We start from the raw sequence: 15130 nt of genomic DNA, 5'->3' as shown, positions 1-15130 counted from the left end.
TGTGGGTGGGGGGGTTGCCCCCCCCCCCCCCCCCCCCCGATAGCTATTTCCTTGCTGGTGCATAGCCTGCCTTGGCAATCCCCTTTCAAGTGCGATAAATCCCAGTTTCCTGGGTTTATTTATATCAAATGCACCATTTAAATTCACAAAAGCGACATTTTGCCCTGTCGCGGTGCGGTATGAATTGATAAAGTCCGGCGCAATCTCATTTAAAAACAATCAATTTGCCGAGACTTTTCATGATCGAATCCGTCGAATCCTTCCTCGCCCGCCTGAAAAAACGCGACCCCGACCAGCCGGAATTCCACCAGGCGGTAGAAGAAGTCCTACGCAGCCTGTGGCCGTTTCTTGAAGCCAATCCGCACTACCTGACCTCGGGCATCCTGGAGCGCATCTGCGAGCCGGAACGCGCGATTACCTTTCGGGTGTCGTGGGTGGATGATCACGGCAAGGTCCAGGTCAACCGCGGATTCCGTATCCAGATGAACAGCGCCATCGGCCCCTACAAGGGCGGCCTGCGTTTCCACCCGTCGGTAAACCTGGGTGTGCTGAAATTCCTCGCCTTCGAGCAGACCTTCAAGAATTCCCTGACCTCGCTGCCGATGGGCGGCGGTAAAGGCGGCTCGGACTTTGATCCAAAAGGTAAGAGTGACGCCGAAGTCATGCGCTTCTGCCAGGCGTTCATGAGCGAGTTGTACCGCCATATCGGCGCAGACGTGGACGTACCGGCCGGCGACATCGGCGTGGGCGCTCGTGAGATCGGCTTCCTGTTCGGCCAGTACAAGCGCCTGAGCAACCAATTCACCTCCGTGCTGACCGGCAAGGGCATGACTTACGGCGGCAGCCTGATTCGCCCGGAAGCCACCGGATTCGGTTGTGTGTACTTCGCCGAAGAAATGCTCAAGCGCGACGGTCAACGGGTAGAGGGCAAGCGCGTGGCGGTCTCCGGCTCCGGCAACGTCGCCCAATACGCGGCGCGCAAGGTCATGGACCTGGGCGGCAAGGTGATTTCCCTGTCCGACTCCGAAGGCACGCTGTACGCCGAAAGCGGCTTGACCGAGGAACAATGGTCGGCGCTGCTGGAGCTGAAAAACGTGCAGCGTGGGCGCATCAGCGAACTGGCCGGCCGTTACGGCCTGGAGTTCCGCGCCGGTAAAACCCCTTGGGAACTGGCCTGCGACATTGCGCTGCCATGCGCGACCCAGAACGAACTCGACGCCGAAGCGGCCCGCACGCTGCTGCGCAATGGCTGCATCTGTGTGGCCGAAGGCGCCAACATGCCGACGACGCTTGAGGCTGTGGATATGTTTATCGAGGCGGGCATTCTGTTCGCGCCGGGCAAGGCCTCGAATGCCGGCGGCGTCGCCGTGAGCGGCCTGGAGATGTCGCAGAACGCCATGCGCCTGTTGTGGACTGCCGGTGAAGTGGACAGCAAGCTGCACAACATCATGCAGTCGATCCACCATGCCTGCGTGCACTACGGCGAAGAGAACGGTCGGATCAACTACGTGAAGGGCGCGAACATCGCGGGCTTCGTGAAAGTTGCCGACGCGATGCTGGCCCAAGGCATCGTCTAAGCCTCGGCTTCGATGCCCAGCACCTCGATCAACTGATCGCCGACGGGGCGCTTCCACAGCACCTCGTCACCCACCTGGGCGCCCAGCAACGCGCGGCCCAGGGGCGAGCCCCAGTTGATCAAACCGGCGCTGGCGTCGGCCTGGTCTTCCCCGACCAATTGAATGCGCTGCTGCTCGTTATGCTCATTGACGAAGGTCACCCAACTGCCGATCTGCACCGTGTCGGTGGACGTAGCGGGCGCCACCACCTGGGCGCTCTGCACGCGCTGGTTGAAGTAGCGCAAATCCCGCTCAAGGTCGGCCTGGCGCTGTTTATCGGCTTGTTCGCCCTTGGCGGATTCGGCGCTGTGCTCGGCCTGCAGTTGCGCAACCTTGGCCTGCAATTGCGCCAACCCCTGCGCGGTCAGGCGATTGGGCTGCTCACTGACCTGACGCTCCACCGGCTGATCGGCCTGGGCGGCGGCGTTGTCCTCATTTACAAAAGCTCGGCTCATGACGTTCTCCCTCTATGGAGCTTGGGCCATGTTCGCCGCGCTTTAGTTTCGATGGATGTCTGAAAGCGACCTATTGCGAGCGATAGGCCCGCGCGGCATCTCGGTCCTTCTCCTGTTGCCAGGCGCGCTCACGGTCATCCCAGTGATTGTCCTTGTAGTCGCGCAGCTCCTCGTTCTCGCGCATGGCCTTGCACTGGCGAAAACCGTCCTCCCAGCCCGCGGCGTATTCCCGGTCTTTCAGGTAGCGAGGAACGTTCTTGCGAAACTCCCCACTGATCACGCCAGCGGCCTGGCGACCGCTGCTGCAGCCATCATCAAAACCATCGGCAAAGGCCGGTGGATAACCCTTGGCCAGCAACTCCTGATGAGTCGACTGGCAACCCGCCAGCCACACCACCGCACACAGCATTACTGCATACCGCCACATTGCTTGCTCCCTGGCCGCTTCACGGCTGATAGGGGAAGTCTAGATAGGGATTTGTCGGGGAGGCGTGAAAGGGGTGTGAGAAAGATGTGGAGCGCGATGAGATCGAGCGGTGAGCGCCGAACCCGTTGGCGCCCTCACCACAAGGGCCTATGTTGCCTGGTTGGTCACCAGAGCCGCATGTTCCGCCAATTCCTGCTGAATAAACGCCGCAATCATTGCGCGATAGACCTGTTCGGTCACCTCGGGGTTGGCGCCCACGGCCTGCGCCAGATCCCGCACCTTGGCGATCACTTGCTCAACCCGCTGTGGGGCCTTGACGCCATCGGTGTCTTTTTTGAAGCGTGCCGCCTGGGAGACGTAGCGGCCGCGTTCGGCCAGCAGGGTGACTATTTGCTGGTCGAGGCGGTCGATGTTGTTTCGAACTTCTTCAAGGGTGGTGCAGGTAACGGCCATGTCGAGTGAACTCCTGGTTGTGCGGGCAATGCTGACAAAAGGTGTTAGTCAGTAGTGATACCACTTCACTTCAAGCATCACTTCATTTACCGGCGTCGACAAGTGGCTGTACTCGCGCTGTGCACTCAGGCGCAGGCCGAGGTTGCGGGACAGTTCCCACTGCTGGTTCAGGCTGAGGCTGCGACGTACTTCGCCATTGGTGAAGAAGTCTCCTTTGGCCTCGAGGCTCAAGTTGCCCAGCGGGTTTTTCCACAGCACGCCGGTATTGAACCCGGCGGCAGGGGAGATGGCTTCGTTGAAGTCGTTGTTGTGTTCCACGCGCACGGTGCCGAGGGCGAAGCCGAGCATGTCGTCGCTCAGTTGCCAGGTGCCACCGGCGCCACCGTTGACGTGGGCGACCAGGGTTTCGTCGTCGTGTTTACCGGGCACGCGCTCCAGGCCGCCGGTGACTTGCCAGGACCACGGCTGCAGCAAGGCGTTGCGCGGGGTCAGGGAGCGGATGGTGGCCAGGTCCAGTTGTTGCAGTTGCCAGTGGTTGCCTTCGTACTGGCGCAGTTTCATCTGCAGGATTTCGATCTGCGCGCCGAGGGGGAAGCCTTCGGCGTTGTCGTTGAGGTCGTGGTAGGCCATGCGCAGGCCGTATTCGCCGAAGGCCTTGTCGCCACGGGTGCCGATACCGGCTTGCCAGGTACGTGACTCATGGCCGTTTTCGGGGAGGCCGGGGGGCGTGATCTTCAGGTCGGGCGCAGGGTTCTGGTTGATCGCGCGCAGCAGTTCGAAGCTGCGTTGGGAGCGCGCGGTGTCGCGCTCCAGGCCATTGGCGCGGTAGCGGCCCAGACGATAGGCGGCGTCGATGATCAGGGCCTGGCGGTCGCGAGGCAACGCTTTGAAGGCCGGTGCCTGCAATTGCTGCTGGTCGTCGCTGACCTTCAGCACCCATTGTTGCTCGTCGCTGTTCAGCGGCTTGGCGCGCTCCAGCAACTCGCGCTCACGGGAGGGACGGTAGTCGATCTTCTCGACCAGACCGGCCTCTTTCACTGCCTTGACCGTGTCGGTGGGGATGGCGGTAAGCGGGAATTGCTCGGTCAGGCGCAGGCCGGGGCGGGCCACTTGCAGCAGTTCCAACAGGCGATAGGAGCAGTTTTCATCAAAGAAGAAGTAGTCGAACTGAATCTGCTTGAGCTCCCACACGTGCTCGACCATGCGCTCGGTCTCGACCTGGGTGAGGTTGAGCCGGTACTCCCACAAGTCACGGTTTTCGAGGCTGCGGTATTCCGAGAGTTTTTCCTGGTAGGGCACCAGGGCGAACAGGCCGGGGTAGCCGCCCATCAGGCCTTTCCAGGCATAGAGGATGCTGTTGTCCGAGCCTTCGATGTAGGCGCCGAAGTTGATTGCGTAGCTGAGCAGCGCGGTCTTGTTGCTCTGCACGTCGGCCTGGTCGATACGCAGCAGGGTGTGGCCGAACATGGAGGACGGGCTATTGAGGTAGGCCGCCGGGAAGATCATCACCGCGCTATGGGGCGCGACGTCCTTGAACCACTGCTTGAATTCTTTGCAGTCCACGCCGGGCAGGTCAGTGAGGTGCAACTGATCCTTGAGCCAGCGGGTACGTGCGGGGTAAACGCATTGGGCGTGTTTTTCACCCAGGCTGGCCGGAGCATAGAGGGCTTCAACGGTGGCCTTGAGTTCTGCATCCGGGTGGTGGGCGCCATCGGCTGCGAGGAAGAATTTCTTTTCGCTGACATAGCTGCGCCAGCCACTGATTTTGCCGGCTTCGTAATGGCCTAAAGAAAGCCAGAACGGATCATTGGCCAATTGCTGCAAACGTTGATCATCAAGGTGCGGTGCCGCGTACAGCGGGGCGCAGGCGAAGAGTGCCATCCAGGCAAAGCGTTTGAGCATAGGGGCAACTTAAGTCGGAAATTAGAGAGACCCAAAGGGAGTCGGGTCCAAAAATAAAACCCGCGCCTGGGGAGGCGCGGGCAGGTCGAGCTTAAGCCTGGGTAGCGTATTTCGCCAGACGGGCATCGCCTTTCAGTACAGCCAGGGTGTTGTTGTGCACGTCTTCAGCGGTCACATCGGCCTTGCTGAAGATTTGCTGGAAGTGTTCGTGAGCCACAGCCGCGAAGTGCTCGCGATCTTCCGGAGCAACGCCCAGTACCACGGCGTAGGTGGTCAGTGCTTCACCATTACCCTTGGCCATGTCTTCGGACAGCTCGTTCATCATGCCATTCATGGCAATCCAGGACTTGCCGCCGTAGGTCAGTGCGCTGTTGGTGCTGCAACCGTTGGTGCCCGAGGTCATGCCGAAGGTGGCGTTACCCGATGTACCGTTGGTGGTGGAAGCCAGGAAGTGAGCCGGAGTGCCGCGCTGGCCTTCGAACAACATGTTGCCCCAACCGCAGTTCGGGCCACCTGGTGCTTCAGCCATTGCATTGAGGGAGACGACGGTGAAGAGAGTACCGAGAAGGATCCGTTTCATAGCTTTGTTCTCTTTGTGTGCAAACCAATGGACAAGGGTTCAGGCACTTCATAGCGCCCCTGGGATCGGTTATTAGTCCAACCCGCGCAATTTGGAGTTTAGGCATGTTCCAAGGGTTCCGTGTGTTTTTATAAAACAATCAGAGATGTCGCGTTTTTTTTGCAGGGTAGGTTCCGTGTCTATGCTTTCCCAACGGCTCGCCTTGCCAGAGCGAGTAACGGAGAGCCAGAATGCCGTCATCTGCCCCGCCTGATGTAAGGAAGCCCGATGCCTGATCCTGTTGCTGCCAGCTTGCGTCTAGCGCCCGAAGCGCTGACTCGCCCTTTCTCCGCTGAACAGTTCAGCTTCTCGACCACCAATGATTTGGAGCCCTTTCGCGGTGTGCTTGGCCAGGAACGCGCGGTTGAAGCGTTGCAGTTCGGTGTGGCCATGCCACGCCCCGGTTACAACGTGTTTGTCATGGGCGAGCCGGGTACCGGCCGCTTTTCATTCGTCAAACGCTACCTGAAGGCCGAAGGCAAACGCCTGCAGACCCCGGCGGACTGGGTCTATGTGAATAACTTTGACGAGCCTCGCGAACCCCGCGCCCTGGAATTGCCAGGCGGTGCCGCAGCGGCGTTCATTGCCGACATCAATGGCCTGGTCGACAACCTCGTCGCGACCTTCCCGGCGGTGTTCGAGCACCCGACTTATCAACAGCGCAAAAGTGCCATCGACCGCGCCTTCAACCAGCGTTACGACAAGGCCCTGGACGTGATCGAGCGTCTGGCGTTGGAAAAGGACGTGGCGCTGTACCGCGACAGCTCCAACATCGCCTTCACGCCGATGCTCGACGGCAAGGCGCTGGATGAGGCCGAGTTCTCGCAACTGCCGGAAGTGGATCGCGAGCGCTTCCATACGGATATTTCCGAGCTGGAAGAACGCCTCAACGAGGAGTTGGCCAGCCTGCCCCAATGGAAGCGCGAGTCCAACAACCAACTGCGTCAGTTCAACGAAGAAACCATCACCCTGGCCCTGCAGCCGTTGCTCGCACCGCTGTCGGAAAAATACGCCGAGAACGCCGGCGTCTGCGGTTACCTGCAGGCCATGCAGGTGTACCTGCTGAAAACCGTGGTGGAACAATTGGTGGACGACGCCAAGACCGACGCCCAGGCCCGCAAGCTGCTCGAAGAGCAATACTGCCCGAGCCTGGTGGTCGGCCATCCGGTCAACGGCGGCGCGCCGGTGGTATTCGAGCCGCACCCGACCTACGACAACCTGTTCGGCCGTATCGAATACAGCACCGACCAGGGCGCGCTGTACACCACCTATCGCCAGTTACGCCCGGGCGCTTTGCACCGTGCCAACGGCGGTTTCCTGATTCTCGAAGCCGAGAAGATGCTCAGCGAGCCGTTTGTCTGGGACGCCCTCAAGCGGTCCTTGCAGTCGCGCAAGCTGAAGATGGAATCGCCCCTGGGCGAACTGGGCCGCCTGGCCACCGTGACCCTCAACCCGCAGATGATCCCGTTGCAGGTCAAGGTCATCATCATCGGTTCGCGCCAGTTGTATTACGCGTTGCAGGATGCCGATCCGGACTTCCAGGAGATGTTCCGGGTATTGGTGGATTTCGACGAAGACATCCCGATGGTCGACGAGAGCCTGGAGCAGTTCGCCCAGTTGCTTAAAACCCGCACGTCGGAAGAAGGCATGGCGCCGCTGACCTCGGACGCGGTGGCGCGCCTGGCCACCTACAGCGCGCGGCTGGCGGAACACCAGGGGCGTTTGTCGGCGCGCATTGGAGACTTGTTCCAGCTGGTGAGCGAGGCGGACTTTATCCGTCACCTGGCAGGCGATGAAATGACCGATTCCGGCCATATCGAGCGTGCACTGAAGGCCAAGGCCACGCGTACCGGGCGTGTGTCGGCGCGGATTCTCGACGACATGCTCGCCGGGGTCATCCTGATCGACACCGCCGGCGCGGCAGTCGGCAAGTGCAACGGGCTGACGGTGCTGGAGGTGGGTGACTCGGCGTTCGGTGTGCCGGCACGGATTTCCGCCACGGTGTACCCGGGCGGCAGCGGCATTGTCGACATTGAGCGTGAAGTTAACCTCGGGCAGCCGATTCACTCCAAGGGCGTGATGATCCTCACCGGTTACCTGGGCAGCCGCTATGCCCAGGAATTCCCGCTGGCGATCTCGGCGAGTATCGCGTTGGAACAGTCCTACGGTTATGTGGACGGTGACAGCGCGTCCCTGGGCGAGGCGTGCACCTTGATTTCGGCCTTGTCGAAGACGCCACTCAAGCAGTGTTTTGCCATCACCGGATCGATCAACCAGTTTGGTGAAGTGCAGGCCGTGGGCGGGGTCAACGAGAAGATCGAAGGCTTCTTCCGCCTGTGCGAGGCCCGCGGTTTGACCGGTGAGCAAGGGGCGATCATTCCCCAGGCCAACGTTGCCACGTTGATGCTGGATGAGAAGGTGCTGCAGGCCGTGCGCGCCGGGCAATTCCACATCTATGCCGTGCGTCAGGCGGATGAGGCGTTGAGCCTGCTGGTGGGCGAGGATGCCGGTGAGCCGGACGCCGAGGGGCAGTTCCCGGAAGGCACCGTCAATGCCCGCGTGGTCGAGCGCTTGCGCGCGATTGCCGAGATGATCAGCGAGGAAGACCTGAAGGAAGCGGAGAAGGAGCTGGCGCAGCAGGCGCTGGCCGAAGCCAAGCCCACCTGAGTTCTGAGGCCAAACCGGATCAAACATGTGGGAGGGGGCTTGCTCCCGATTGCGACAGGTCAGTCATGTAGATGTCGACTGACACACTGCATCGGGAGTAAGCCCCCTCCCACATTTGGATCTGGTTGCGTCACTAAATTGACTTCCTTCTGAGGGACTAATGTCCGTTGGTCCCTACAGCCTTGGTTTGTCGTGTTTTTCTTCTATTCTGAGCGTAGGGATATCCACAGGAGTCGCTGGATAGAAACAGCCTCGCCATAGGCTGAGGTTGAACACCGATCTACCGAGGGTCGCCGCCATGCCGCGCAACCTCTGCCTCACCCGCCAGTGCTTCGGCCTGGTTACCCGAATCGAATGTTCCGTTCGCCCGCTTGCGGGGGATAACGGGATGTGGACCTTGTTGTTTGCCGCTGGAATGACCGGCGAACAGCCTTCCACGATCAAGTCCCAGGGCCCGTTTCATGGGCCCTTCGTGGCAGAAACCATTCTGCAATCGATCGTCGAAAGCCTGACCCTGCACGGCTATGAGCTGGCAGGTGACCCGCAGATCTGGTGCCTGCACATGCAGGCCCATCTCCGGCAGCTCAATGGCAGTCATGAGCAACTGGCGCTGTAGGCGCGTTTATTTGCTCTCGGGCTTGTCCAACTTGACCTCAAAGCCGTATTGCACGGTACTGAGGTCGGTGCGCTGGTAGCTTTCCAGGGCCGTCGGCTGGCCGTAGAAATAATGCACGTCAAACAATGCCGTGCCGTATTCCTCGGCACGGTGGCTGACGCCGAGGATTTCCTTGAGGTAGTTGCCGCTGGCGTCCTTGGCGTAGAAGCGCCAGCTGTCGGCGGGGAATTCCTTTTGGTCGACGATCAGCGCGTTGTCCTTGAGTGACAACCCTTTGGGCAGCTTGGCCACGTCTATCTCGGTTTTCTCGATCGTGGCCAGGAACAGCGGGATCGAACCCACCACAAACGCCGGGTTTTCCGGAAACAGGTTGAGGTCGTAGGTGAGGGTGCCCCGCGCCGGGTTCAGTTCGAAGGCTTCGGTCGGCAATTCGATAGGCTCGCCGCGTTCACCTTTCTCGTCGGCGGTGAAGAACGTCACCGGTGACTCGCTGCTGTTGCGCTCGCTGCCCACCAGGTCGTCATTGAAGGTGAAGGGGTGGTCGAACACGATATGGGCGGCGCTGGCATCTTCGACGGACTGGCTGATGGTGACGCTGTTCTTCAGTTGCTCCTCGGTCATTGTCGCGTCCTTGAGCCAGCTGGCGGCGCCGTCGTCATACACGGTGACCGGCATGGGCAAGGCTTGTACGGTCTTTTCCAGGCTGTTCTTGTCGAAGCGCAGGACCGGCAGGTCGAGCTCTTTGCGGGTGCGCGTGGCCGTGGAAAAATCCAGCACGTTGATCTGCAGGTTATCGATCAGGCCATTGAAATACACCTTGGCGTAATGGCTGCCCTGCTTGTGTTCGAAGGCTTTCTGCTCATCGACCAGTTGCTTTTCAAAGGCGTCGGACCAGGCCTTCTGTTTTTGCATCTCGGCCAGTTGCTTCTGGTAGAACTCGACTTGCGCGCTGCTTTCGTTGATCGAACCCGAGCGTGTGAGGAATTGCCCGGTGCTGTCCCGCGCCTGTACCAGCAAGGGGTTAGGCGATTCGTCACCCACTTCAGGTGCCAGCGGTTGGCTGTTGGTCAGTTCGATTTCGGCGTAGTTCTTTTCCAGAAGCAGCAGGTTGACGGTGATATTGCCTTCGGTGCGTTTGTGGCCCACGTCCTTTTTCGACAAATCGAAGGTCAGCACGTTGCCCGGCGCGATCACTTCCACTGCGCCTTTGAGGCGGACGGGTTGCGGCTGGCTTTTGTTTTCCGTCTCGATGCCATCGATGAAAGGGTAGGTGACCGTCAGGTCATCCGGGTTGGTCAGGTTGGAGCTGCTGGGGCTCAACTGGATGCCGGGATCGGTCTCCGACCATTCCGGCTGGAACGGCACGACCTTGTTGTTGCTCAAGGTCACGGACTGCCACTCCAGGCCGTGGGGGAAGGGGAACTGGTCTGGCACATTGAAGTTGAACGGGAAGACCGGCTGCAGATCGGTCAGGTAGTCGGAATGTGAGGCTTTGCGCAGCACGAACAGGCCATTGATGTAGGTGTCCACCAGCCCCTGAGGCGTGGGGTAGTGCTTGAGCAGGGCGAGGGTGTCTTCGCCGTATTCGGCTTCGATGGGCTTGGTGTCGAGCTTGACCCGTGCCCGTTCCAGCAGCAGCAGCGAACCGCCGAGGTCGGCAATGGCGTCGCGCAGTTTTGGGTCCTGGATGCTGTCGAGGGATTGTTCGAACTTTGCGGTTTTCTCTTCGAGGGTGGTCTGTTTCTGCTCATCGCTTGGGGAGCAGCCGCCGGCTAGCAACAATGCCGCGCACAGTCCAACGCCGGCCAAAGGGGATCGCACATCCATCATCTGAGTTTTTCCTGTCCGACGTCATCGAGCCGAGTTATTGGGCTCGACACTAGCAGAAAAATTATCTTACAGATGCCGCTCAGGTCAGTTTTCTCGTGGTTACAGGTGTCTTATAGCGGCTGGTATACTCGCCGCCATTTCTAGCCATGCTGTGTGAGATCCAATGGAACGCTTTATCGAAAATGCTATGTACGCCTCGCGCTGGCTGCTGGCGCCTATCTATTTCGGCCTGTCCCTCGGGTTGCTGGCGCTGGCGCTGAAATTTTTCCAGGAAGTGATTCACCTGCTGCCGAGCGTGTTCTCGATGGCCGAGTCGGAGTTGATCCTGGTGCTGCTGTCGTTGATCGACATGGCCCTGGTCGGCGGCTTGCTGGTGATGGTGATGATTTCCGGCTACGAGAACTTCGTCTCGCAGTTGGACATCGACGAAAGCAAGGAAAAGCTCAACTGGCTGGGCACCATGGACTCTTCGTCGCTGAAGATGAAAGTGGCGGCCTCCATCGTGGCGATTTCCTCCATCCACTTGCTGCGCATCTTCATGGACGCCAAGAACGTCGATCCGCAACACTTGATGTGGTACGTGATCATTCACATGACCTTCGTGATCTCGGCGTTCGCCATGGGTTACCTGGACAAGGTCACCAAGCACTGATGCCCCGCGCTGGCCTTACTGCTCGATGAAGTAGTAGGGCTGGCGGTTGATCGCCATCTCCTTGATCACCGTGACCTTGGTGGTCAAGTCGTTGGTATGGTCCAGCAGCGCAACGTTGCCGGGCTTGGCGGCGAGGTAGCTGTGCAGTTCGGGCTCCGTCTGCAGGATCCTCAGGTAACCCTTCATATAGAACACGCCGGCCCCCGCGATACGCTCGTTGGGCTGGAACAGCGCGACTTCCTTGCCTTGCGCCTGCAGTGCCTGGACCTGACTGATCACCGGTACGAATGACTGGCGCGCATCAGCTTTTGGCGCGAACCAGAATGCGGTCACCAGATAGCAGGCGATGAGCAGGCTGAAAACACCGCCGATCGCACGCCGGTGGTGGCGGTACAGCGCCGGCTTATGATCCTTGAGCCATTCCAGCAACACCCGGGCATATTCTGCGGCCAGTACGGCGGCGGCGGGGGTCAGTGCCATCAAGTAAACCGTGCGCTTGCTTGAGGCCAGCGTCAGCAGGGTGAATTGCGCCACCAGCCATACACTGAAAAACAGGCGATAGCGGTTACGCACCAGGCTTTTACGGAAATGCCACAGGCCCAGGTACACCAGGATGTTCCACGGCAGGAAGGCCTCGGGCAGCTTGGCGATGTAGTAGTAGAACGGTTCGTAATGCCCGGCCTCCACAAATGAGCCGCTGAAGCGCCCGACGCTGTTGGTCCACAGCACTTCGCCCACGGCCTGCATCCCGCCGCGCTGGAACAGGAAGCCCAGCCAGATCATCAGCGGCACCAATGCCAGTAGGGTGAACAGCGCTGGCTTGAGCCAGTCGGTGATGCGCAGGCGCTTGTCCATCAGGCTGGTGCTGGCCAGGTACACAAAGATCACGATGCCCGGCATTGCCAGGCCCAGTACGCCTTTGCTCAAGGTGGCGATCACCATGCCGGCGGTAAACAGCGCCCAGGCCCAGGCCGTCGAGCCTTGGCGCTCGGACTCAGGCCGCATCGCCTGGTAGAACGCCAGCAGTGCGGTGGTCACGCCCAGGCTGAGCAGTGAGTCTTCCCCCACGCCGCGCACATTGCTCCAGTAGCTGGCCATGGTCGCCAGGATCAGTGCCGCGCTGAAGGCCAATGTTTTCGGGCGCCCGAACCTGCGCAGCATTGCGTAGAACAGCATCACGCTGAACAGACCGGCAAATGCCGAGGCCAGGCGGACCGCCCCAGGCGTGCCGCCAAACAGGCGAATCGCTCCGGCGTCCAGCCACAGGCTCAGGGGTGGTTTTTCCAGGAAGGGTTCACGAAACAGTTGCGGTACGACCCAGTCATTGTCCAGGTGCATGGCCATGGCGATCCCCGCGACGCGGGCCTCGGTGGAGCCTTGCAGTTGATGGTTTCCCAGGGCAAAGAAGAACAACAGACCAGCAAGCAGGAGCAGCAGGGGAACGGGACGCGTCATGGAGTCTGGCTACCGAGGCAGGCGGCCGTTCGGGGGAACGGCTCGCAATCGGTGAGTATAGGGAGACGATTCTTAATATTTCATGAATGGGAGTGGGTTATGTCGCTGGGCCAGGAGGTTGACGTCCCCCTGGCTTCGCGTGAGGTATTACGAGGCTTTGACTTTGAACCGGCTCAGGCCCTGTTGCATCGAGTTGGCCCGCTCCGACAGGTTCTTGGCCGCCTCCGCGCATTGTTGGGAATTGACCTGATTCTGCTGGGTGACTTCGTCGATCTGCTCCAGGCCGATGCTCGCCTGCTGCAGGCCGGAAGCCTGTTCGCTGGAGGCTTGGTAGATCAACGACACCAGGCTGGACACCGTGCTGGTGCCGGTGACGATATTTCTCAACGAGTCGGCCGTGCGGCCGGCGATGATCATGCCGCGTTGCGTCTTGGTCGAAGAGTCGGCAATCAGCGCGGCGGTTTGCTGGGCGGCTTCGGCGCTGCGGGCGGCGAGGCTCCTGACTTCATCGGCGACCACCGCAAAACCGCGACCCAGTTCGCCGGCACGTGCCGCCTCGATGGCCGCGTTCAGCGCCAGCAGGTTGGTTTGAGCGGCGATGTTGTCGATGGTGGTGATAATGGCGGTGATGTCTTTGCCTGAGTTGTCGATTTCCGCCATGGCCGCGATCAATTCACTCATCAGCTTGTCGCTTTCCCCGGCGTCGGCGCGCGAGGCCTGGGATTGCTCGTCGGCCTTTTTCGCATTGGCGGCGTTGTCGGTGGTTTGCGCCGCCATCTGGGTCATCACTGCACTGATTTCGGTGATGGACGATGCAGAATTCGACGCGCCGTCGGACAGCGACTGGCTCAATTCGGTGACCTGCGCGGAGCTGCCGGTGATTTGCGTGGCGCTGGCCTGCACCTGGGAAATCAAGCTGTTCAGGTTGCCGACCATTTTTTCCAGCGACTTGCCCAGGGTGTCGTTGGGCGAGGACAGGCGTACTTCCAGATCCAGATCCCCTTCGGAAATGCGCTCGGCCACGCGCACCTGGCGTTGCAGGCTTTCCGACATATCATTCAAGGCAAAGGACAGCTGGCCGACTTCATCTTCGGATTTTTGCACCAGCCGACGAGAGAAATCACCCAGGCTGATGTTGGCGGCCAGGGCGGCGGCTTCACGAATCGGGCCGACGATTTTCGCCGTGGCGAACCACAGCGCCAGCAATGCCAGCAGGGAGATGCCCACGCCGACCGAGACTTGCCAGATGCTGCTCTTGACGCCGCGTGACTGCAGTTCCTGCTCCAGGGCCATGGCCTGGCTCATGACCACCGCCTTGGGCAGGTGGATCACGATCGCCCAGGGCTTGCCGGTGCGACCCAGGTTGATCGGCATCTGCACTTCGATTTCCTGGGAGTCCGGGTTGAGCCGGCTGTCTCCCTGGCCCTTCTGCACATTGGCCAACACTTTTTCCCACGTGCCGGGCAGCAAGGCTTTCAGTGACTGGCCGATGAGTTCCGGGTGTTTACTGTCGGCCACCACCAACCCCTGATTGCTCAGGATCGACACGGAGCCTTTGCCGCTATACAGGTCGGCGGACATTTGCTCGCTGAGTTTCTGGATAAACGAGATGTCGAAGTCAGCACCGACCACGCCGTAGAACTTGCCATTGGCGGTGATGGGGACCGATAGCGTGGTCAGCCACACATTTTTGCCTTGCACCACGTAGGGAAGCGGGTCCAGTACGCTTTCCTTCTGGGTGTCCCGTGGGCCTGAATACCAGCCGCCCTTCAACACGCCATTGGGGTGGCGGGCATCGGAGTCGTACTCAACCAGCGGCTGCACGGCGATATGGCCATCTGAACTGCGTGTCCAGTAGGGGGTGAAGCGGCCCGTCAACGGATTGTTACCGCCCTCGTTGATACGAAAGGCTTGATCCTGGCCGTCCAGCGCATCCGGTTCCCAGCATGAATAGGTGCCGTTGAAGTCGGGGTTGTCCTTGAGCACGCTGAGCAGCATCGTATTGATCTGCTCACGGCCCAGGGTCAGCGGGCTCTGGGCACTTTTACTCGCCCCCAGCGTATTGGCCATTGTGCGTGCCGAATCCAGAGCGTTTTGCAGTTTCGCCTGGATGGCATTGGCACGCGACTCGGCGAGGTTTTGCACTTCGCGGATGGTGGCGCTTTCAACCAGGGTTGAAACTTCAGTGCCCACATAGGTTTGATTGGCCGATGAGGAGTACAGGCCATATAAGACCAGGCTTGCACACGAGATAAACAGGCAGAGTCCGGCGGTGAAGCAAATTCGAGTCTGCAATGAGTTGAATTTCATGATATTTCCTGCCCATGCTAATAATCGCCAACATCATCGAATGTCGACATTCCGGTACTTTTTTTGCACAAGGCATAATGTTTATCATTGGCTGCTTAGGCATATACATGCGGTACAGCGCTGGGGAT

Annotated in this window: 12 protein-coding genes; 4 read left to right on the top strand and 8 right to left on the bottom strand. The window is 60.0% G+C overall.

All coding sequences use genetic code 11. The annotated features are described in order from the left end of the window. Positions 1-239: 239 nt before the first annotated feature. Entirely contained in the window at positions 240-1577 is a 1338-nt protein-coding gene (gdhA, locus tag AB1462_RS24035; RefSeq protein WP_090399651.1) for an NADP-specific glutamate dehydrogenase, read from the top strand. On the opposite strand, the gene AB1462_RS24030 is transcribed toward gdhA, so the two are convergent. From AB1462_RS24030 to AB1462_RS24010, 5 genes are all read right to left on the bottom strand, one after another. Continuing rightward, positions 1574-2071, bottom strand: coding sequence for a GreA/GreB family elongation factor (locus AB1462_RS24030; RefSeq protein WP_367248059.1), 498 nt, complete (start codon positions 2069-2071; stop codon positions 1574-1576). The genes gdhA and AB1462_RS24030 overlap by 4 nt on opposite strands. Positions 2072-2141: 70 nt before the next feature. Then, entirely contained in the window at positions 2142-2498 is a 357-nt protein-coding gene (locus AB1462_RS24025) for a hypothetical protein (RefSeq protein WP_090399656.1), read from the bottom strand. Positions 2499-2645: 147 nt separating this feature from the next. Next, positions 2646-2951: a chorismate mutase gene (locus AB1462_RS24020; protein ID WP_090399659.1), complete on the bottom strand. Its 306-nt coding sequence runs from the start codon at positions 2949-2951 to the stop codon at positions 2646-2648. 48 nt (positions 2952-2999) lie between these two features. Beyond that, positions 3000-4853 (bottom strand): DUF4105 domain-containing protein, encoded by a 1854-nt coding sequence (locus tag AB1462_RS24015; RefSeq protein WP_259194200.1) that lies wholly within the window; start codon positions 4851-4853, stop codon positions 3000-3002. Positions 4854-4944: 91 nt separating this feature from the next. After that, positions 4945-5433 carry a DUF3015 domain-containing protein gene (locus AB1462_RS24010; protein WP_027605327.1) on the bottom strand — a complete coding sequence of 163 codons (489 nt, stop codon included), beginning with the start codon at positions 5431-5433 and terminating at the stop codon, positions 4945-4947. 267 nt (positions 5434-5700) lie between these two features. Between AB1462_RS24010 and AB1462_RS24005 the strand changes: the two genes are divergently transcribed. Continuing rightward, the gene (locus AB1462_RS24005; protein WP_090399666.1) at positions 5701-8139 is read left to right on the top strand and encodes a Lon protease family protein; all 2439 of its coding nucleotides are present in this window, start codon (positions 5701-5703) and stop codon (positions 8137-8139) included. A gap of 298 nt (positions 8140-8437) precedes the next feature. After that, positions 8438-8755 (top strand): hypothetical protein, encoded by a 318-nt coding sequence (locus AB1462_RS24000; RefSeq protein ID WP_259194201.1) that lies wholly within the window; start codon positions 8438-8440, stop codon positions 8753-8755. Between the two features lie 6 nt (positions 8756-8761). Here AB1462_RS24000 and AB1462_RS23995 read toward each other — a convergent pair whose 3' ends face one another. Then, positions 8762-10585 carry a hypothetical protein gene (locus AB1462_RS23995; RefSeq protein ID WP_367248058.1) on the bottom strand — a complete coding sequence of 608 codons (1824 nt, stop codon included), beginning with the start codon at positions 10583-10585 and terminating at the stop codon, positions 8762-8764. A gap of 163 nt (positions 10586-10748) precedes the next feature. On the opposite strand from AB1462_RS23995, the gene AB1462_RS23990 reads away from it, so the two are divergent. Further along, positions 10749-11237 (top strand): TIGR00645 family protein, encoded by a 489-nt coding sequence (locus AB1462_RS23990; protein ID WP_016976786.1) that lies wholly within the window; start codon positions 10749-10751, stop codon positions 11235-11237. A 15-nt stretch (positions 11238-11252) separates the two neighbouring features. On the opposite strand, the gene AB1462_RS23985 is transcribed toward AB1462_RS23990, so the two are convergent. Further along, positions 11253-12692, bottom strand: a complete 1440-nt coding sequence (locus AB1462_RS23985; protein ID WP_259194203.1) for a phospholipid carrier-dependent glycosyltransferase — start codon at positions 12690-12692, stop codon at positions 11253-11255. A 147-nt stretch (positions 12693-12839) separates the two neighbouring features. After that, positions 12840-15002 carry a methyl-accepting chemotaxis protein gene (locus AB1462_RS23980; protein ID WP_090399675.1) on the bottom strand — a complete coding sequence of 721 codons (2163 nt, stop codon included), beginning with the start codon at positions 15000-15002 and terminating at the stop codon, positions 12840-12842. Positions 15003-15130: the final 128 nt, after the last annotated feature.

This window comes from Pseudomonas sp. SB113 (assembly GCF_040754745.1).
Lineage (GTDB): Bacteria > Pseudomonadota > Gammaproteobacteria > Pseudomonadales > Pseudomonadaceae > Aquipseudomonas > Aquipseudomonas grimontii.
The sequence above is the reverse complement of the archived record's forward strand: the minus strand, read 5'-3'. Positions and strand labels throughout refer to the sequence as shown.

Excerpts from the sequence above, each read along its gene's own strand:
- gdhA (WP_090399651.1), top strand. The coding sequence starts at position 240 with ATGATCGAATCCGTCGAATCCTTCCTCGCCCGCCTGAAAAAACGCGAC.
- AB1462_RS24030 (WP_367248059.1), bottom strand. The coding sequence starts at position 2,071 with ATGAGCCGAGCTTTTGTAAATGAGGACAACGCCGCCGCCCAGGCCGAT.
- AB1462_RS24025 (WP_090399656.1), bottom strand. The coding sequence starts at position 2,498 with ATGTGGCGGTATGCAGTAATGCTGTGTGCGGTGGTGTGGCTGGCGGGT.
- AB1462_RS24020 (WP_090399659.1), bottom strand. The coding sequence starts at position 2,951 with ATGGCCGTTACCTGCACCACCCTTGAAGAAGTTCGAAACAACATCGAC.
- AB1462_RS24015 (WP_259194200.1), bottom strand. The coding sequence starts at position 4,853 with ATGCTCAAACGCTTTGCCTGGATGGCACTCTTCGCCTGCGCCCCGCTG.
- AB1462_RS24010 (WP_027605327.1), bottom strand. The coding sequence starts at position 5,433 with ATGAAACGGATCCTTCTCGGTACTCTCTTCACCGTCGTCTCCCTCAAT.
- AB1462_RS24005 (WP_090399666.1), top strand. The coding sequence starts at position 5,701 with ATGCCTGATCCTGTTGCTGCCAGCTTGCGTCTAGCGCCCGAAGCGCTG.
- AB1462_RS24000 (WP_259194201.1), top strand. The coding sequence starts at position 8,438 with ATGCCGCGCAACCTCTGCCTCACCCGCCAGTGCTTCGGCCTGGTTACC.
- AB1462_RS23995 (WP_367248058.1), bottom strand. The coding sequence starts at position 10,585 with ATGATGGATGTGCGATCCCCTTTGGCCGGCGTTGGACTGTGCGCGGCA.
- AB1462_RS23990 (WP_016976786.1), top strand. The coding sequence starts at position 10,749 with ATGGAACGCTTTATCGAAAATGCTATGTACGCCTCGCGCTGGCTGCTG.
- AB1462_RS23985 (WP_259194203.1), bottom strand. The coding sequence starts at position 12,692 with ATGACGCGTCCCGTTCCCCTGCTGCTCCTGCTTGCTGGTCTGTTGTTC.
- AB1462_RS23980 (WP_090399675.1), bottom strand. The coding sequence starts at position 15,002 with ATGAAATTCAACTCATTGCAGACTCGAATTTGCTTCACCGCCGGACTC.